The 18748-nt window shown below is 74.8% G+C and carries 16 protein-coding genes; 5 read left to right on the top strand and 11 right to left on the bottom strand.

Translation table 11 applies throughout. From position 1 onward, the window contains the following. Positions 1 to 75: 75 nt before the first annotated feature. The 5 genes from DMH08_RS08735 to DMH08_RS08715 form a co-directional block, all read right to left on the bottom strand. Positions 76 to 1365, bottom strand: a complete 1290-nt coding sequence (locus DMH08_RS08735; protein ID WP_125612889.1) for an alpha/beta fold hydrolase — start codon at positions 1363 to 1365, stop codon at positions 76 to 78. Continuing rightward, positions 1365 to 2456: a hypothetical protein gene (locus DMH08_RS08730; protein ID WP_026401603.1), complete on the bottom strand. Its 1092-nt coding sequence runs from the start codon at positions 2454 to 2456 to the stop codon at positions 1365 to 1367. Before DMH08_RS08730 ends, DMH08_RS08735 begins: the two co-directional genes overlap by 1 nt. An 8-nt stretch (positions 2457 to 2464) precedes the next feature. Then, positions 2465 to 4123, bottom strand: coding sequence for an OPT/YSL family transporter (locus DMH08_RS08725; RefSeq protein WP_125612929.1), 1659 nt, complete (start codon positions 4121 to 4123; stop codon positions 2465 to 2467). A 20-nt stretch (positions 4124 to 4143) separates the two neighbouring features. Then, positions 4144 to 4917, bottom strand: coding sequence for an IclR family transcriptional regulator (locus DMH08_RS08720; protein ID WP_125612888.1), 774 nt, complete (start codon positions 4915 to 4917; stop codon positions 4144 to 4146). 210 nt (positions 4918 to 5127) lie between these two features. Further along, positions 5128 to 7602 carry a hypothetical protein gene (locus tag DMH08_RS08715; protein WP_125612886.1) on the bottom strand — a complete coding sequence of 825 codons (2475 nt, stop codon included), beginning with the start codon at positions 7600 to 7602 and terminating at the stop codon, positions 5128 to 5130. Between the two features lie 108 nt (positions 7603 to 7710). Between DMH08_RS08715 and DMH08_RS08710 the strand changes: the two genes are divergently transcribed. Further along, positions 7711 to 8349, top strand: a complete 639-nt coding sequence (locus DMH08_RS08710) for a TetR/AcrR family transcriptional regulator (RefSeq protein WP_026401601.1) — start codon at positions 7711 to 7713, stop codon at positions 8347 to 8349. Positions 8350 to 8396: 47 nt separating this feature from the next. Here the strand turns inward: DMH08_RS08710 and paaE are convergent, their stop codons facing one another. From paaE to paaA, 5 genes are read right to left on the bottom strand one after another with little or no spacing between them, the layout of a single operon-like run. Next, positions 8397 to 9479 (bottom strand): 1,2-phenylacetyl-CoA epoxidase subunit PaaE, encoded by a 1083-nt coding sequence (paaE, locus tag DMH08_RS08705; protein WP_026401600.1) that lies wholly within the window; start codon positions 9477 to 9479, stop codon positions 8397 to 8399. Position 9480: 1 nt separating this feature from the next. Further along, on the bottom strand, positions 9481 to 9993 hold the full coding sequence (gene paaD, locus DMH08_RS08700) for a 1,2-phenylacetyl-CoA epoxidase subunit PaaD (protein WP_267898530.1): 513 nt from the start codon (positions 9991 to 9993) through the stop codon (positions 9481 to 9483). After that, positions 9990 to 10922 carry a 1,2-phenylacetyl-CoA epoxidase subunit PaaC gene (gene paaC, locus DMH08_RS08695; RefSeq protein ID WP_125612884.1) on the bottom strand — a complete coding sequence of 311 codons (933 nt, stop codon included), beginning with the start codon at positions 10920 to 10922 and terminating at the stop codon, positions 9990 to 9992. Before paaC ends, paaD begins: the two co-directional genes overlap by 4 nt. A 13-nt stretch (positions 10923 to 10935) precedes the next feature. Further along, positions 10936 to 11229: a 1,2-phenylacetyl-CoA epoxidase subunit PaaB gene (gene paaB / locus DMH08_RS08690; protein WP_026401598.1), complete on the bottom strand. Its 294-nt coding sequence runs from the start codon at positions 11227 to 11229 to the stop codon at positions 10936 to 10938. After that, positions 11226 to 12188: a 1,2-phenylacetyl-CoA epoxidase subunit PaaA gene (paaA, locus tag DMH08_RS08685; protein ID WP_026401597.1), complete on the bottom strand. Its 963-nt coding sequence runs from the start codon at positions 12186 to 12188 to the stop codon at positions 11226 to 11228. The genes paaB and paaA overlap by 4 nt, the downstream gene beginning before the upstream one ends. 105 nt (positions 12189 to 12293) lie before the next feature. On the opposite strand from paaA, the gene paaZ reads away from it, so the two are divergent. Further along, positions 12294 to 14342, top strand: coding sequence for a phenylacetic acid degradation bifunctional protein PaaZ (gene paaZ / locus DMH08_RS08680; RefSeq protein WP_125612882.1), 2049 nt, complete (start codon positions 12294 to 12296; stop codon positions 14340 to 14342). Positions 14343 to 14416: 74 nt separating this feature from the next. Here the strand turns inward: paaZ and DMH08_RS08675 are convergent, their stop codons facing one another. Next, positions 14417 to 14929 (bottom strand): Lrp/AsnC family transcriptional regulator, encoded by a 513-nt coding sequence (locus DMH08_RS08675; RefSeq protein ID WP_125612880.1) that lies wholly within the window; start codon positions 14927 to 14929, stop codon positions 14417 to 14419. A 119-nt stretch (positions 14930 to 15048) separates the two neighbouring features. On the opposite strand from DMH08_RS08675, the gene pdhA reads away from it, so the two are divergent. From pdhA to DMH08_RS08660, 3 genes are read left to right on the top strand one after another with little or no spacing between them, the layout of a single operon-like run. Next, on the top strand, positions 15049 to 16155 hold the full coding sequence (gene pdhA, locus DMH08_RS08670; RefSeq protein WP_125612878.1) for a pyruvate dehydrogenase (acetyl-transferring) E1 component subunit alpha: 1107 nt from the start codon (positions 15049 to 15051) through the stop codon (positions 16153 to 16155). Between the two features lies 1 nt (position 16156). After that, on the top strand, positions 16157 to 17173 hold the full coding sequence (locus DMH08_RS08665) for an alpha-ketoacid dehydrogenase subunit beta (protein WP_026401593.1): 1017 nt from the start codon (positions 16157 to 16159) through the stop codon (positions 17171 to 17173). Then, a complete protein-coding gene (locus DMH08_RS08660) occupies positions 17170 to 18528 on the top strand; it encodes a dihydrolipoamide acetyltransferase family protein (protein WP_125612876.1) in 1359 nt (452 codons plus the stop codon). The genes DMH08_RS08665 and DMH08_RS08660 overlap by 4 nt, the downstream gene beginning before the upstream one ends. The last annotated feature ends 220 nt before the right edge of the window (positions 18529 to 18748 follow it).

The following is an 18748-nucleotide window of genomic DNA, read 5'->3' as shown; positions in this document are numbered from 1 at the left end:
CCGGCCTTCGCCGCCCCCGCAGACGGCGAAGGGAGGCGGCCGTGCGGCCGCCTCCCCCGACACGATCGCCCGATCCTAGACGCCGTCCTCCTCGGCCATGCCGAGCAGGCGGTCGAGGACGGCGGTGCCCTCCTTCAGCCCGTCGTGCTCGTACTCGTTGGTGATCCACGGCCGCAGCCCGCGCACCGCGCGCGCCGTCTCCAGGGAGAACTCGCGCGGGACGAACATGTCGTCGTGGTAGATCGCCGCGTAGACGGGCACCTCGTTGCGGGCGAGCCGGCCCGCGTCGTACAGGTGCGGCCAGTCGTCCTTCGCCGCCAGCAGCTCCGCGGTCTCGCGCAGCGGTACGAGCGCCGGGTCCTCGGCGAAGTGGAACGGGTAGTACGTCTCACCTGTGAAGGCGAACGGCGCGCCGCCGTCCAGGTCGAACTCCGGACGCTGCCGGTAGACGCGCTCGGCGGCCCAGTTGGCCGCCCGCCCCTGCGCGTAGATCAGCTCCTGGAACAGCGCGTAGAGCGGACGGGCGGCCAGGCTCGTCGCGTCGTGCACGCCCGCGAGGAAAGTGTCCGACAGCTCGGGACCCTCCGGGCCCTCCACGAACGCCTCCTCCAGGAGGAAGTGCAGCGAGTCGAAGCCCGCCCGGGTGCCGAGCCCGAGGCCCAGGCCCTGGAAGCGGCGCGGCGACAGCCGCTCCCCCGTGGGCATCCGCACGTCGCGCGTCCGCAGATGCTCGGCGATGCGGGCGCACAGCTCCCGGTCGCCGGGGTGGCGGGCGAAGTACTCCTCGTTCTTCTCCAGCGTCCGGTCGAACGTGAGCCGGTAGACGTCGTCGGCCGTGCCGGTGATCGCCGGCAGCCCGCCCGTGACGAACGACCGCCGCAGCCCCTCGGGCGCCAGCGACAGGTACGCCAGCGTGATGAATCCGCCGTAGCTCTGCCCGAGCGTCGTCCACGGGCGCCCGCCGTTGAGCTCCCGGCGCAGGACCTCGGCGTCCCGGACGATCGCGTCGGCGCGGAAGTGCGCGAGGTACGCGGCCTGCTCGGCCGGGCCGCCGACGCGGGCGAGGGTGCGCCGGTTCACGGGCGCGGAGCGGCCGGTGCCGCGCTGGTCGAGCAGCACGACGCGGTGGTCGTCCAGCGCCCGCCCGACGAAGCCGCTCTTGGACGCGGGCCGCACCGCCTTGCCGCCGGGGCCGCCCTGCAGGAACAGCAGCCGGGGCAGGTCGGCGCCGGCCTTGGCGGCCGCGACCACCTCGCGCGCGTACACCTCGATGCGCGGGCCGTCCGGGCGGTCGTGGTCGAGCGGGACCTCGACGACGTGGTCGGTGCAGACCAGCCCCCGCTGCCGGAACGTTCCGGTGATCATCAGTACCCCGGGATCCCGAGGCGGCGGCAGATCTCGACGAGGTCGGGGTGCACGTAGCGGCCCTCGATCTCGATCGCCTCGCCGTCCAGGTAGATGGACGGGTTGAGCAGGCTGCCGTCGGTGTGCGCGGGGGCGAGGAACGGGTCGCCGCCGATCCAGGCGCCCTTCGTGCCGAGGCCGAGCTCGACGCAGCCGAAGATGCGCTCGTCCTCCACGATCCGGCCGGTCGGCTTGGTCACGCCGGGGTTGAACCCGAGCGACCAGTGCGCGATCCGGTACATGTTGCGGCCGACCTCCGGGTCGTCCGCGGACGCCGCCTGGTCCTCCATCCAGCGGCGGAAGACCGTCGCGTCGGTGCCCTCGCCCTCGATCGAGGTCACCGTGCCCTCCTCGACCTCCATCCGGATGGGCGAGCGGATCAGCCCCAGGTCGTTCGGCGGCCACACGGCGCCGTCGAACACCAGCACGCCCTCCTGGGTCTCCTCGAGAGGGTTCCAGGAGATCTGCCCGGCCAGCATGACGGTCTCGCCCGGCTTCTCGGCGGGCTTGCCGCGCAGGTTGATCGGCCGGCCGCCGTTGCGGGCCCGCAGGTCGGTGCCCGCCGGGGTGGTGATCCGCACCTCGTCGGCCTTCTCCAGCAGGCCCACCAGCGCCTTGCCGAGGTCGATCGTGCCCTGGAAGTCCACCCGGGCCACGGTGTCGACGAGCATCTGGACGTCCATGCCGGTCAGGTTCGCGTAGCGGGTCCCCTGCGCCATCGCCGCGCGGAAGGCGTCCGAGTGCATGATGTACGCCAGCGCGTACTCGATCCACACCTGCGACCGGGCGACCGCGCCCGCGACGGGGCCGGGCGGCTCCATCGCCGAGGACGGCCGCGTCGGGTACCACACGACGGTCGGCGTCGCCCCGGCCGCCGCGACGGCCTGCGCGGTGACGTCCACGACCCGCGCGTCGGTGGAGCTGTCGGCGGTGATCACCACGTCCTCGCCCGGCTTGACGAGCATGATCTCCTCGACGAGCTTGCGGGCGCCGAGCGCGGCCTCGTACGACAGGTACTCGGGCCGGGACTCGATCCGGCTGGTCACTTCCACTGTGCGCCTTATCCCTTCACTACGCGGCTGACATCGGTGAGCGAGCTTCCGGCGATCAGACCCGAACCGATCAGGTTCAGCTCGCCGCTCGCGGCCTCGGGTCCGCGCACCCGGGCCCAGATGATCCTGAAGGCCAGTGCGCCGAGCACGAACCAGCAGGCGTACGGGGTGAGGATCAGCAGTCCGGTGGCCAGCAGCACGCCCATCTGCCGCTCCGGTCCGCCGATGAACTGGATGAGCGCCCCGGGGACCGCCCAGATCAGGATGTTGGTGAGCGTGGAGGTGTCGGTGAGGCCGCCCGCGACGGTGTCGGCGTACACCTTCGACACCGGCGGGATCTCACCGCCCTCGAAGTAGGACCTCCAGGTCACCGCGACCACCGCGAGCGCGACGCCGAAGCCGACGAGCTGCGCGATGTACTGCTGCTTGCGCCCGGCCCGCTCCACGAGCCGGTACGGGGTGCCGCCCTGCCGCAGGATCCAGCCCGCCTTCAGGTCGTAGCCCATGTCGGCGAACGCGGGGCCGGTCGCGGCGATGTAGGCGACGAACAGCGCCAGCGGCACGGTCGGGATCCCGATGACCAGGCCCAGCACCATGAAGATCAGCGTGACCGCGAACGCCGGGAACCAGCCCGAGTGCATCGCGGCCAGGCCGACGATCAGCTGGTGCACCAGCGCGGCGAACCCCGCCAGCAGGCACCAGCCGACCAGCTCGACCACCGACAGCTCGCCGAGGATCCCGCCGGTCAGCGCGACCGCCAGCGCACCGAGCACGAACAGGACGTACCCCTGGGTGAGCGCCCGCCGCAGCCCGTTCTCGTCCACCGTGGTCTGCATGGCCTCGCCGGTCCGCGCGCCGACGGCCGTCCGGCCGTCCCCGTCCTCGTCCTCGTTGCCGTCCTGCTGCCTGCGGACGAGCAGGATCACGGCCTGCAGGAGGGCGACGAGCCCGGCGCCGACCATGAAGCCGTGCGGGATGTACATCTCGTTGAGGTCGATGTCGAACCATTCCTGGCCGTACTGGTTCACGCCCAGCCCGACGCCGAACATGCCGAGCGCCCAGATGTTGCCGATCAGCGCGACGCCCGCCGCCGAGAACGGCAGCGCGTTGCCGGCGACCTTGACGAACGAGCCGAGGAAGCCCACGAGCCCGCCGATGCCCAGCACGACGGCTTTGCGGCCGCCCTCGTCCCCGGCGACGATCGTCTCCGCCGCCGCGACGCCGGGCGGCCAGGTGGAGCGGGCCGGGAACAGCTTCGAGTCGAACACCCGGTACAGCACCAGGGAGTCGACGAACAGGCCGATCCCGGCGCCCAGCAGCATCGGCCACACCAGGTCGGGGCGGCCGAGGACGAACGGGACGCCGATCGGCACCAGCAGCGAGTTCGCGGCGGCGAACGTGGCGCCGGAGATGGCGCTCTGCACCAGGTTCTGCCGGTGCACCGACCGCATCTCCCGCAGCTTCCGCGCCGGGATCCGCCCCACGAGCATCGCGATCAGCGCCCCGATGACCGAGGTGTTGGCCGAGATGCCGAGCGTGGTCACCAGGTGCAGGCCGATCAGCGCGCCGAGCACCGACAGCACGATGGTGAGGATCAGGACGACCGGCTCGTGCGCGCGGGGGTGCGCCTCCGGCCCGTGCAGGGCCGCCCCCTTCAGCGATCGCATGGTCACAGGACTCTTCCTCGCTACTCTTCGGCCCCGCCGCCGTCGAGCAGGCGGGTCAGCGACTCGGCCGCCCCGCGCACCCTCGCGATGGTGGTGTCGATCTTCTCCGTGACGTTGTGGTGCGGGCCGATCACGACCAGCGAGCCGACGACCTCCCCGGCGGCGAACACCGGCGCCGCGACCGAGGTGACGTTGAGGTCGTACTCGCCGTGCGAGATCGAGACCCGGTCCCGGCGGACCCGCGCGTACAGCGCGCGGAGCCCGTCCGGGTCGGTGACCGTGGTGTCGCTGAACCGCTCCAGCGGTCCCGCGCCCAGCAGCCGCCGGACGTCGTCGTCCGGGTAGAACGCGAAGATGGCGTGCCCGGCGGCCCCGCCGTGGGCCGGGAGCGTCTCCCCCACGATCGCCGAGTACCGCATGGGCCCGGCGGCGTCGACCGCCAGCGCCGTCCGGTACCCGGCGCCGTGCGGAACGTTGAGGACGGCGCTCTCGCCCAGCTCGCGGGCCAGCGCGGTGAGCAGCGGCCGGGCCGCGGCCTCCAGCGCGCCGCCCCGCTCCGCCGCCCGGGCGAGCACGCCGACCGCGACGCCGAGCCGGTACCGCCGGGTGTCGGGGTCGGCGAGCACGAACCCGCGGTGCGCGAGCGTGGTCAGCAGCCGGTGCGCGACCGCCTTGTCGAGCCCCAGTTCCCTGGCCAGCTCGCTGACCCCCCACTCCGTCCGATGCTGGAAGGCCAGCAGCACCAGCAGCCCCCGATCGAGGGTCTTGGCCGTACCGCGTCCCGGCTCGCCCAACGCGACCACCTCTCTGTTGCGTTTATCGCAACAGCGTTGCTATTTCTGAGGCGCACTGTATCTGCTGTTTGCTCATTACGGTCAAGCCGGAAAGAGGGAAGTAACCGGGTTTTTACCGACGAACGTCGCTCCGACCAGCGCGAAGCGCCCGCCCGCACGCGCTGATCGGCGTGCGGACGGGCGCTTGTCGGGCGTCCTCGGGCTCGTGCGTCAGGCGCCCACCTCGCGGCGGGCCCGCGCCAGCAGCCGGTCCGGATCGGGCGCGTACCCCCAGGCGCGCAGGGGCGGTGCGGTGCGGCCGACCCGGGACAGGTGGCGGCGGGCCCGCTCGCGGTCGCCCGCGCGGAAGAACGCGGCACCGAAGAAGTGGTGGGCCTCCAGATCGCGGGGGTGCGGCCGGTGCGCGGCGAGCCAGCGGTCGGCCGCGCCGACCACGGCGGCGTGCACCTCCGGCCGGGCCATGTAGGCGTCGAGCATCTCCCAGCTCTCGTCCGGCGCGACCTCCATGTGCGCGGTCGTCAGCACGGCGGTGACCGGGTCCCCGGGCTCGGCGTCGGCGACGGTCCGCTCCGCGAACCCGAGCACCTCGGCGTCCGAGCCCTTCCACTTCGCGCACAGGATCTGCACGCGAGTGACATGCCCGGCGTACAGGGACGGGTGCCGCGCCTTGAGCTCGTCCCACATCCGGTCGAGCTCGTGCCGCTCGAGCTGCAGGCCGTTGCCGTACCGCTGGAGGTGGTCCCAGGGCACCGGGTCGGCCGGCAGCAGCTCGGCCGCCTTCTGCAGCGGTCCCCCGGCGAGGGCGAGCAGCCGCCAGAACCGGGCGAACCGCTCCCGCGTGATGTACTCGGCCCGGTACCCGGTGCGCGCCTTCCACGCCTCGCCGACGCGGACGGCGCCGAGCCACAGCTGCACGTCCGGGTCGCCGGGGGCGTCGGCGGCGAGCCGCGCGAGGTCCGCGCCGCGGCCGAGCGCCGCGTCGGTGAGGTTCTCCACGTACAGCGAGCGCGCCTCGGCGTCGTCGCGGCTGCGGGCCAGCAGGTCCAGGCCGGGGCGCAGGTCCCCGCCCCGGACGGCGGGCAGCGCCGCCGCCAGCGCGGCGTCGTCCCAGGCGGGGCCCGGCTTCGACCCGATCCGGCCCCGCAGGCCGCGGACGGCCGCCACGGCCCGGGTCAGCGGCGATTCCGCCGCGAGCGGGTCCTCCTCGGGCGCGGGGGCGGCCTCCGGACGCTCGGGCACGTGCTCGGCGGGACGCGCGGGCATCCGCACGACCGCGCCGGCGGGCGCGTGCCGGTCGATCTCGGCGACGATGCGCGCGCCGTCCGCCCACAGGTTCGGCTCGACGGCGACGGTGAGGCCGTCCAGGCCGATGAGCACCCGCAGGCCGTCCGGCCAGGCCAGCACCGCGGCGCACGCGTCGTGGCGGACGGTGCGCAGTTCGGGGCCCGTCAGGGACGTCACGCCCTCCCGGCCGACGACGAGGCTCAGCCGCGGCTCGTCGGGACGGGTGTGGACGCGGCCGTCGACCGCGATCGTCGAGGCGGTCGGGGCGGGCCGGAACCGGGCGTCGCCCGGCTCCTGCTCGTGCGGCAGCATCAGCAGGGCGCCGTCCAGGACGGCGCGGCCGACGTCCTGGAGGTCCTGCGGCTTGACCGCGTCCAGGTCGGCGAGGTACTGCTCGACGGTCTGGGACCGGTGCCCGAGCAGTTCGTCCACGCTGTGCGCGACGGCCCGCGCGGCGCGGCCGTCGTCGGACGCGGCGCGGGTGCGGGCCGCGTCCGCGACCTCGGCGAGCTCGTCCGCGCCGACGGGCTCGGCGGCCATGCGGTCGAACTCGGCGAGGAACCGCTCCGCCAGTTCCGGGCGCACCTCGGCGAGCCCGTCCGCGAACGCGGTGATGTGCGCGGTGTCGCCGTCGCGGGGCGCGTAGTCGACGTCGGTGGTGTAGCTGAGCGCGCCGTCGCGGCGCAGCACGCGGTGGAGGCGGCGCCTCAGGACGCCGGCGTAGAGGGTGCCCGCGATCGTGCGCGGCACGACGCCGTTCAGCGCGACGCCCTTGACGTTCGCCGTGAAGTAGGCGGGCGTGTACGGGAGGGCGCTGGACGGTGCGGGAAGGGGCCGCCGCTCCCCGTCGGGGAGGCGCAGCGCCAGCCCGTCGGGCGGCGGCCCCCCGACGATGGCGAGCGCGGCGTTCTGCCTGGTGAACCAGTGCGCCGCCCACGCCTGGACGTCCTCGGCCGTGTGGGCGGCCAGGCCGTGCTCGTCGTACGCGGGCAGGCCGTAGGTGGCGGCGCCGTAGCGCCACAGCAGCATCTGCCCGGCGAGCCCGGTGTCGCGGCTTTCGGCCTCCGTGCGCAGAATCTTCTTCTCCGCGTCGAGCCGGTCCACGGGCAGTTCGCGCAGCGAATCGCAGAGCGACGTCAGAAACGCCGCCACTTTCCCGGCCTCACCGTGGGTGACGAACATGGTGGTGTTCGTGTCCACGGCGCCGTTGTAGTGGTATTCCGTCTCGCCGACGGCGTGCAGCGCCAGATGCTCGACGAGATGGGTCAGACCGCCGCGCGCGAGGGTCTCGTCGGCCCGTCCCACCCGGAACACCAGGGCGGCCCGGTATTCGTCGCCGCCGGTCCCTCCCCCGGTCCAGAACACGGGCACCCCATCGATTTCGGTGCGCACGACTTCCACTCGGCCTCCCTTTTTCCGGAGGCGAAAGCGTACGATTCTCAGATTCCGGGAGAATCTCGTATCGGTATCGAATGATGGGGCGTACGGGACAGGTCATATGCTGCACGGATGACGACGACCGGGCCCGACGGAACGGCGCCGCGCCGCCGGCGCGGGCGTCCCGGGTACGACCAGGCGGCGATCCTGCGCACCGCGGTGGAGCTGTTCAACCGCAAGGGGTACGACGCCACGAGCATGGGCGACCTGGCCAGGGAGCTGGGGCTCACCAAACCGGCGATCTACCACCACGTCACCGGCAAGGAGCAGCTCCTCGGGCAGGCCCTGGACGACGCCCTCGACGAGCTGACGGCCGTGGTCACCGCGGCGGCGGAGGAGCGGGCCGGGCGGACGGCGTACGAGCGGCTGCGCGAGGTCGTCCGGCACAGCGTCGAGGTGCTGGTCGCGCACCAGCCGTCCGTCACGCTGCTGCTGCGGGTGCGGGGCAACAGCGGCGTCGAGCTGGCGGCGCTCGACCGGCGGCGCCGGCTGGACGAGCGGCTCGCCGCGCTCGTCGCGGACGCCGCCGCCGAGGGCGCCCTGCGCGCCGACCTGCCGCCGCCGCTGGTGAGCCGGCTGCTGTTCGGCATGGTGAACTCGCTGGTCGAGTGGTACCGCGCGGACGGCGCGTACGACCCGGCGACGGTCGCGGACGCGATCACCACGATCGCCTTCGACGGCCTCCGGCCGCGCGGCGGCCGGACGCCGTAGGCGGCGGTCGGGCGTCCGGGTCCACGGTCGGGCGTCCGGGCCCGCGGTCAGGCGTCGTAGTCGACGGTCACGCGCCCGCCCACCGGGAACGTCTGGCAGGTGAGGACGAAGCCCGCGTCGACCTCGGCCGGCTCGAGCGCGTGGTTGCGGCGCATGTCGGCCTCGCCCTCGCGGACGACGGCGCGGCACGTCCCGCAGACGCCGCCCTTGCAGGCGAACGGCAGGTCGGCGCGGGTCGCCTGGGCGCCCTCGAGGATCGTCGTCTCGCGGGAGACGGTCGAGGTGGTGCGCAGCCCGTCGAGGACCGTGGTCAGCTCGGTCGTCGCCCCGGACGGCGCCCCGGCGGCCCGGCGGGGCTCGGGCGGGGGCGCGTCCACGTAGAACAGCTCGACGTGCACGCGGTCGGGCGGGACGCCGAGGCCGGCGAGGACGGCGCGGGCGTCCTCGACCATCGGGTGCGGCCCGCAGAGCCACACGTGGTCGAACACCTCGGCGGGGGCGACGTCGGTGAGCAGGCGGTGCAGCCGGTCGCGGTCGAGCCGTCCGGAGAACAGCTCGGCGTCGCGGGGTTCGCGGGACAGCACGTGGACGAGCTGGAGCCGGGGCCCGTACCGGTTCTTCAGGTCGCCGAGCTCCTCGGCGAACATCACGGTGCGGCTCGTCCGGTTGCCGTAGACCAGCGACACCTGCGCGGACGGGTGGGCCAGGACGGTCGAGGCGACCGACAGCAGCGGGGTGATGCCGGACCCGGCGGCGACGCACAGGTGCCGCTCCCCCGTCGCGGGGTCGGCCCGCCAGGACCCGGTCGGCGGCCCCACCTCGATGCGCGTGCCGGGCGCCACGTCGTGCACGAGCCAGGACGAGAACAGCCCGTCGGGGATCTCGCGGACCCCGATGCGCGGGGCCGCGCCGGCGGGCGCGCAGATCGAGTACGTCCGGCGGTGCTCCCGGCCGTCCACGACGCGGCGCAGGGTGAGCGACTGCCCGGCCCGGAAGTCGTAGACGTCGCGCAGCTCCGCCGGCACGTCGAAGGTGATCGCCACGGCGTCCTCGCACAGGCGGTCCACCGCCGCGACGGCCAGCGGGTGGAAGACGGCGGCCCGGGCGGGCGCGGGCGCGGTGGCGGGCATCTCAGATCTCCTTGACGTGCTCGAAGGGCTCGAGGCAGTCGGTGCAGCGGTAGAGGGCCTTGCAGGCGGTCGAGCCGAACTCCGAGGTCGGCCGGGTGGCAGCCGAGCCGCAGCGCGGGCAGGCGGGCGCGCGCCGGGGCGGCCCGAGCGTGAGCGCCACGGGACCGGACGCGCGGCGGGCGGGGCCGGGCGGCGACAGCCCGGCCTCCCGCAGCGCGGCCCGGCCGCGCTCGGAGATCCAGTCGCTGGACCAGGGCGGGTCGAGGACGACGCGCACCTCGACGCGGGGGAAGCCGGCGTCGTTCAGCCGGTGGACGAGGTCGTCGCGCATCGTCGCCATGGCGGGGCAGCCGGTGTAGGTGGGGGTGATCGAGGCGACGACGGTCTCCCCGCCCCGCCCGTCCGGGACCACCTCGACGCCGCGCAGGACGCCGAGGTCGGCGAGGGTGAGCATCGGCATCTCCGGGTCCCGCACCCCGGCGGCGGCCGCGGCGGCGCGGTCGCGGGCGTTCACCAGACCCCCGTCGGGTGGGCGCGCGCGACCTCCTGCATCTCGGCGAGCAGCGGGCCGAGCGCGGCGGTGTGGTCGCCGTCGCGGCCGGGCGTCCCGCCGGGCGCGGGGGCGTCGTCCGGACGCTCGACGCCGCTCACCGCGAGGACCTGCGCGAGGACGGCGTCCGCCGCCGCGCGCACCGACGCGGGGTCGACGCCGGCTCCGGACGCCGCGAGAGACGTCTCGACGGGGTGGGGCGCGAACAGTTCGGGCAGGAGCGGCCACAGCCCGCCGAGCGCGGCGACCAGCCTGCGGCGCGACTCGGCGGTGCCCCGCGCGAGGGTGAGGAACCAGCGGCCCGCCCAGTCGCGGTGGTAGGCGACCTCCTTGGCGCCCTTCGCCGCGACGGCGGCGAGGACGCCGTCCCGGCTCGCGCGGAGCCGCTCGAGCAGCGCGAGGCGGGCCGTGGCGAACAGCAGGAGGCGGACGACGACGTGCGCGAAGTCGCCGTTCGGGACCTCGGCGAGCCGCACGTTGCGGAAGTCCCCGGCGTCGCGGAAGAACGCGAGCGCGTCCTCCGCCGGGACGGGCGAGCCCGCCGGGAGCGCCGGGACGACGGACGGGTCGGCGGCGGCGGCACGCGACAGCAGCAGGCGCGCCTGGCCGAGCAGGTCGAGGGCCATGTTCGCGAGCGCGATGTCCTCTTCCAGGTCGGGGGCGCGGCTGCACCACTCCGCCAGCCGCTGCGACATGATGAGCGCGTCGTCGCCGAGCATGAGGCAGTACGCGGCGAGGGCCGCCGGGTCGGCGCCGTCGGGGACGGTCGTGTCGACGCCGGCGAGCGGGTCCTCGAAGCCGGTGCCGAAGGCCCACTGCGACGCGTCGTCGTCGGCCTCGACGAGGCCGGCGAAGAGGCCGCCCGGCCCGCCGGTCGTCTGGTCGTCGTTCATGGTCGGTCCGCCCTCACATGTGCGGCACGTCGCCGGGGATGTCGTAGAACGTGGGATGCCGGTAGACCTTGTCGCCGTTCGGGGCGAACAGCGGGTCCTTCTCGTCCGGGCTGGACGCCGTGACGGCGTCGGCGCGCACGACCCAGATGCTGACGCCCTCGTTGCGCCGCGTGTAGACGTCGCGCGCGTGGCGCAGGGCCAGCACGTCGTCCGGGGCGTGCAGCGAGCCGACGTGGACGTGGTTGAGGCCGCGCTTGCCGCGCACGAACACCTCGTAGAGCGGCCATTCCCGCCGGTCGGCGCTCATCGCGCCCCCTCTCTCGCGTCCTCGGCGGACCGCTCCGCGAACGCGGTCGCCGCCTCCCGCACCCACGCGCCGTCCTCGTGGGCGGCGCGCCGGTGGGCCATGCGCTGCGCGTTGCACGGCCCGTCGCCGCGCAGGACGGCCGCGAACTCGTCCCAGTCGGGCTCGCCGAAGTCGTAGTGGCCGCGCTCGGGGTTCCAGCGCAGCTCCGGGTCGGGCAGGGTGACGCCGAGCGCCTCGGCCTGCGGGACGGTCATGTCCACGAACTTCTGCCGCAGCTCGTCGTTGGAGTTGCGTTTGACCCCCCACGCCATCGACCGCGCGCTGTTGGGCGACTCCGCGTCCGGCGGGCCGAACATCATCAGCGACGGCCACCAGAACCGGTCCACCGACTCCTGCACCATGGCGCGCTGCTCGTCCGTCCCGCGCATCATCGTCATCAGCAGCTCGTAGCCCTGCCGCTGGTGGAACGACTCCTCCTTGCAGATGCGGATCATCGCGCGCCCGTAGGGGCCGTAGGACGTCCGGCACAGCGGCACCTGGTTGCAGATCGCGGCGCCGTCGACGAGCCACCCGATCGTCCCGACGTCGGCGTAGGACGGGGTCGGGTAGTTGAAGATCGACGAGTACTTCTGCTTCCCCGCCAGCAGCAGGTCCGTGAGCTCGGCGCGGGACACGCCGAGGGTCTCGCAGGCCGAGTACAGGTACAGCCCGTGCCCGGCCTCGTCCTGCACCTTGGCCAGCAGGATCGCCTTGCGGCGCAGGGACGGCGCCCGCCCGATCCAGGCGCCCTCCGGCTGCATGCCGATGATCTCCGAGTGCGCGTGCTGGGCGATCTGCCGGACGAGCGTCCTGCGGTAGGCGTCCGGCATCCAGTCGCGGGGCTCGATGCGGTCGCCCCGCCCGATCGTCGCGTCGAACGCCGCCCGGAGCGCCGCGTCCGGCTCCGCCCGTGTCGTCACTGGTCCTCCCGGCGTATTTACTTACCGTTCGATCAGTAATAACGTGACACGAGACCGCCGCTCGGCGCAAGAGGGGTGCGGGCCCGCCTCGGAGAGGAGACAGGCGTGAGTCGACTGCTGGAGAGCTACGCCGCCGGACGCTGGTTCCGCGCGGACGGCGAGGGTGAACCGCTGCTCGACGCCGCGACCGGCGAGGAGGTCGCGCGGCTGGCGCGGCGCGGCCCGGACGTCGCGGAGATGGTCCGGTACGCCCGCGGGACCGGCGGGCCGGCGCTGCGCGCGCTGACGTTCCACGAGCGGGCCGGCCTGCTGAAGGCGCTCGCCAAGCACCTGACCGAGCGCAAGGAGGAGCTGTACGCGCTGTCGGTGCGGACCGGCGCGACCTCCCGGGACACCGCCGTCGACGTCGACGGCGGCATCGGCACGCTGTTCGGCTACGCGAGCAAGGGCGTGCGCGAGCTGCCGAACGACACGATCGTCCTGGACGGCGGCCTGGAGCGCCTCGGCCGGGGCGGGACGTTCGTGGGGCGGCACGTGTACGCGTCCCGTCCGGGCGTCGCCGTGCAGATCAACGCGTTCAACTTCCCGGTCTGGGGCATGCTCGAGAAGCTCGCCCCCGCGTTCCTCGCCGGGCTGCCGTCGATCGTCAAGCCCGCGGGCCAGACCGCGTACGTCACCGAGCTCGCCGTCCGGCAGATCATCGGGTCGGGCATCCTGCCGGAGGGCGCGCTGCAGCTCCTCGCGGGGAGCCCCGACGGGCTGCTCGACCGGCTCACCGTCCAGGACTCGGTCGCCTTCACCGGCTCCGCGCACACCGCCGGCATCCTGCGCCGCCACCCGAACGTGCTGGACGGCGGCGTCCGGCTCGGCGTCGAGGCCGACTCCCTCAACTGCTCGATCCTCGGGCCGGACGTCCGCCCGGACGACCCGGAGTTCGACCTGTTCGTCAAGGGCGTCGTCACCGAGATGACCGTCAAGGCGGGGCAGAAGTGCACCGCCATCCGCCGGGTGCTGGTGCCCGAGCCGATGGCCGAGCCCGTCATCGAGGCGCTCGCCGCCCGGCTCGCGAAGATCACCGTCGGGGATCCGCGCAACGCCGACGTCCGGATGGGCGCGCTGGCGAGCCTCGCGCAGCGCGCCGAGGTCCGCAAGGCCGTCGAGGCGCTGCGGGCGGCGGCCGAGGTGGTCGCCGGGGACCCGGCGGGCGCGGGCCCGCTGCTCGACGGCGACCCCGAGCGCGGCGCGTTCATGACGCCGGTGCTGCTGCGCGCGCGTCCGGGCGCCGCGGAGCCGCACGACGTGGAGCCGTTCGGGCCGGTGAGCACCGTGCTGACCTACGACGGCGTCGACGCGGCGGTCGAGCTGGCCGCGCGGGGCCGCGGCAGCCTCGCCGCGTCCGTCGTCACGCACGACCCCGACGTCGCGCGCACGGTCGTCCGCGGCCTGGCGCCGTGGCACGGGCGGGTCCTCGTGCTGGACCGCGACGACGCGAAGGAGTCCACCGGGCACGGGTCGCCGCTGCCCGCGCTCGTCCACGGCGGGCCGGGGCGCGCGGGCGGCGGCGAGGAGCTCGGCGGGATCCGGGGCGTCCTCGGCCACATGCAGCGCACCGCCGTGCAGGCGTCGCCCGACCTGCTCACCGCGGTCACCGGCACGTGGACGACCGGCGCCGAGCGCACCGGGTCCGGCGTCCACCCGTTCCGCAAATCGCTGGCCGACCTGCGGATCGGCGACACCATCGCCTCCGCGCCGCGCACGGTGTCGCTCGACGACATCGCCCACTTCGCGGAGTTCACCGGCGACACGTTCTACGCGCACACCGATCCGGAGGCCGCCGCCCGCAACCCGCTGTTCGGCGGCATCGTCGCCCACGGGTACCTCGTGGTGTCGCTCGCCGCCGGGCTGTTCGTCGACCCGGCGCCCGGGCCGGTCCTGGCGAACTTCGGCGTGGACGGGCTGCGCTTCCTCACCCCGGTCAAGGCGGGCGACTCGATCGCGGTGACGCTGACCGTCAAGCAGATCACGCCGCGCACCGGCGCCGACTACGGCGAGGTCCGCTGGGACGCCGTCGTGGCGAACCGGGACGGCGAGCCGGTCGCGACCTACGACGTGCTCACGCTCGTCGCCAAGACCTGGCCGCAGTCCTCCGAGTGACCCCTGCCCGCCCCGGCGCCGGTCCCCCGGCGCCGGGGCGGAGCCGTGCCCTCCGACCGCCCGCGGGACGGCCGTCAGCCGCCGTCCGCGCCCCAGCCGGCGCCGCGGCCGCGGGCCTCGTCGAACACCAGCCAGGTGCGGGTGGCGCGGACGCCCGGGATGTCCTGAATGCACTCCAGCACCACGTGCCGCAGCGCCGCGTTGTCCGGCGCCCGCACCAGCACGAGGACGTCGTAGTCGCCGCCGACCATCGCGAAGTGCTCGACGTACGGGACCTCCCGCAGCCGGGCCGACAGCTCCCGCCAGGAGTTCTGCTCGATGGTGACCGACACGTAGGCGCTGGTGCCCAGGCCCGCCTTGTGCGGGGCGAGTTCCACCGTGAACCCGGTGATGACCCCGTCGTCGGTCAGCCGGGTCAGCCGCGCGTACGCGTTCGCGCGGGAGATGTGGACGCGCTCCGCCAGGGCCCGCACCGACATCCGCCCGTCGCGCAGCAGCTCCGCGATGATCACGCGGTCCACCGCGTCCAGCGGGCCGCCGGCCATTCGTCCCGGCGCACCGCCCGCACCACCCTCGTCGCTGGACATTCGGCCCTCCATACGTCCCGCAAGTACTTACTTGTCGCTCATTGTGCCCGAAGTATTGAACAGATGGTCGACACGGCGGACGCTCTCCTTAAAAGCGTCCAGTGAAAGGGAGCGACCCCATGACCGTGGCCGCACATCCACCGGGGGCCGACCGGCTGCTTCCCTCACCCGTCCCGGTCCGCTTCGTCGCCGAGGACGGCACGGCCGCCGAGCCGCCCGCGGGCTACACCGCGCCGGAGGGCGGGCGGCTGCTGGAGGCGTACCGCCGCATGGTCCTGGGCCGCCGCTTCGACGTCCAGGCGACCGCGCTCACCAAGCAGGGGCGGCTCGCCGTCTACCCGTCCAGCCGCGGCCAGGAGGCGTGCCAGATCGGCGGCGTCCTCGCGCTGCGCGGCGACGACTGGCTCTTCCCCACCTACCGCGACTCGATGGCGCTGGTCGCCCGCGGCCTGGACCCCGTCGAGGTGCTCACGCTGCTGCGCGGCGACTGGCACTGCGGCTACGACCCGGCCGCCGTCCGGGTCGCCCCGCAGTGCACGCCGCTGGCGACGCAGACCGTCCACGCGGTCGGGCTGGCCGACGCGCTGCGCCGCAAGGGCGGGGGCGGCGTCGTGATGGCGTTCGTCGGCGACGGCGGCACCAGCGAGGGCGACTTCCACGAGGCCCTCAACTACGCGGCCGTCATGAACGCCCCCGTCGTGTTCTTCGTGCAGAACAACAAGTACGCCATCTCGGTGCCGCTGGCGAAGCAGACGGCGGCGCCCGCGCTCGCGTACAAGGGCGTCGGCTACGGCGTCCGGTCCGAGCAGGTGGACGGCAACGACCTCGTCGCCGTCCTCGCCGTCCTGGACGCGGCCGTGGCCGACGCGCGGGCGGGCGGCGGCCCGTTCCTCGTGGAGGCCCACACCTACCGGATGGACGCCCACACCAACGCCGACGACGCCACCCGGTACCGGACGGCCGAGGAGGTCGAGCGGTGGGCGGCCGCCGATCCGCTCGCCCGGCTGGAGGCCCACCTGCGCGGCCGCGGCCTCCTCGCCCCCGGAGACGTCGCCGCCGCGGACGAGGCCGCCGAGGAGTTCGCCGCGCGCCTGCGCGACCGGATGAACGCCGACCCCCGGGCGAACCCGCTGGAGCTGTTCGACCACGTCTTCGCCGAGCCCACCCCGCAGCTGCGCGAGCAGCGCGACCTGCTGGCGTCCGAACTCGCCGCCGAGGAGCAGTGACATGACCGCGTTGACGATGGCGCAGGCGCTGAACACGGCCCTGCGGGACGCGCTGCGCGAGGACGAGCGGGTGCTCGTCTTCGGCGAGGACGTCGGCCCGCTGGGCGGCGTCTTCCGCATCACCGACGGGCTGACCGCCGAGTTCGGCGACGACCGGTGCTTCGACACCCCGCTCGCCGAGGCCGGCATCGTCGGCCTGGCCGTCGGGATGGCGATGGGCGGGTTCCGCCCGGTCGTGGAGATGCAGTTCGACGCGTTCGCCTACCCGGCGTTCGAGCAGATCGCCTCGCACGTGGCCAAGACCCGCAACCGCACCCGCGGCCTGCTGTCGCTGCCGATCGTGATCCGCATCCCCTACGCGGGGGGCATCGGCGGCGTCGAGCACCACTGCGACTCCAGCGAGGCGTACTACGCGCACACCCCCGGCCTGAAGGTCGTCACCCCCGCGACCCCCGACGACGCCTACTGGCTGCTGCGCGACGCGATCGCCGACCCCGACCCGGTCGTCTTCATGGAGCCCAAGCGGCTGTACTGGGCCAAGGACGAGACGTCCGCCGCCGCCCGGCGCCCCGCCGGGTTCGGACGGGCGGCGGTGCGGCGCGCGGGGGCCGACGCGACGCTCGTCGCCTACGGGCCGACCGTCCCGGTGGCGCTGCAGGCCGCCGAGGCCGCGGCCCGCGACGGCATCGACCTCGAGGTGGTCGACCTGCGGACGATCGTCCCGTTCGACGACGACACCGTCGTGGCGTCCGTCCGCCGGACGGGCCGCTGCGTGGTCGTCCAGGAGGCGCAGGGGTTCGCGGGGGTCGGCGCGGAGATCGCGGCGCGCGTGCAGGAGCGCTGCTTCCACTCGCTGGCCGCGCCCGTGCTGCGCGTCACCGGCTTCGACATCCCCTATCCGCCGCCGCACCTGGAGCACGCGCACCTGCCCGACGTCGACCGGATCCTCGACGCGGTCGACCGGCTGCAGTTCGGCGACGAGCCGGACCTCCTCCACCTCGCGCGGGAGGCGTCGTGACGGCGACCGCGACGGGCCGGGTGTTCCGGCTGCCCGACCTCGGCGAGGGGCTGACCGAGGCCGAGATCGTCGACTGGAAGGTCGCGGCCGGCGACACGGTCGCGATCGACCAGGTCGTGGTGGAGGTGGAGACGGCCAAGGCGGTCGTGGAGGTGCCGGTGCCCTACGCCGGGACCGTGCTCCGCCTGCACGCCGAGGCGGGCGCCGTGCTCGCGGTCGGCGAACCCCTCATCGAGGTCGGCGCGGACGCGCCCGGCGACGCCGGCGGGTCCCCGGGCGAGTCCCCGGACGCGGCCCGCTACCGGGAGGAGGAGCGCGCCGGTTCCGGCAACGTCCTGATCGGCTACGGCACCGGCCGCACGGCCCGGAAGGGCGGGCGCCGCCGGGGCCCCCGGCGCGACGCCCGGGACGCGCCCGCCGCGCCGCCCGAGCGGCACGCGCCCCGCGTGATCTCCCCGCTCGTCCGCCGGATCGCCCGCGAGCACGGCGTCGACCTCGCGGACGTCCGCCCGACCGGGCCGCGCGGGGTGATCCTGCGCCGCGACGTCGACCGGGCCGTCGCCGCCCGGGCGGCCGCGCCCGCACCGTCCGCGACCGCACCGTCCGCGCCCGCGCCGCCCGCACCGTCCGCGTCGGCGCCGCCCGTCGCCGCGGGCGGGTTCGCGGCGGAGCGGATCCCGCTGCGCGGGCTGCGCCGGACGGTCGCCGACCGGACGGCCCGCAGCCGCCGGGAGATCCCGGACGCCACCACCTGGGTGGACGCCGACGCCACCGGGCTGCTCGCGGCGCGGGACGCGCTGCGGGAGGCGCGGCCCGACCTCGGCATCGGGCTGCTGGCGCTGCTGGCCCGCATCTGCGTGGACGGACTGCGGCGCTTCCCCGAGCTGAACGCGTCGGTCGACGGGGAGCGCGGCGAGATCGTCCGGCACGGGCACGTCCACCTCGGGTTCGCCGCGCAGACCGACCGGGGGCTCGTCGTGCCCGTCGTCCGGGACGCGCACCTGCTGACGACGGCGGGGCTCGCCGCCGAGCTGACCCGGCTCACCGGCCTCGCGCGGGACGGGCGGCTGCCGCCCGGCGACCTCACCGGCGGCACGTTCACCCTCAACAACTACGGGGTGTTCGGCGTCGACGGCTCCACCCCGATCATCAACCATCCGGAGGCCGGGCTGCTGGGCGTCGGCCGCGTCGCCCGGCGCCCCTGGGTGGTCGGCGACGCGGTGGTGCCGCGCCGGGTGGCGCAGCTGTCCCTGACCTTCGACCACCGGGTCTGCGACGGCGGCGCCGCCGGCGGGTTCCTGCGCCACGTCGCCGACCTCGTCGAGAACCCGGCGGTCCTGCTCGCCGACGTCTGACGGAATGAACGGCCGCGCCGTGATCGTTCTCATTGCGATCATGATCGGGGGGCGCGATGCGGTTCATGTGGCACGTCACGCGGGCGCTGGTCCGCGGGCTTCTGGGAGGCTCACGTCCGGGCCGCGGCGCGCCCGCGGCGCGGCCCGGACGTGAGCCGGACCCCGCGGCTGCGCCGAGGGCCGCCGGCCGCCCCGGCCGGGCGCCGGATCCCCGGCGTCG

This window comes from Actinomadura sp. WAC 06369, assembly GCF_003947565.1.
In the GTDB taxonomy this organism is placed as follows: Bacteria; Actinomycetota; Actinomycetes; order Streptosporangiales; family Streptosporangiaceae; genus Spirillospora; species Spirillospora rifamycini.
This window is presented reverse-complemented; position numbering and strand designations above follow the sequence as displayed.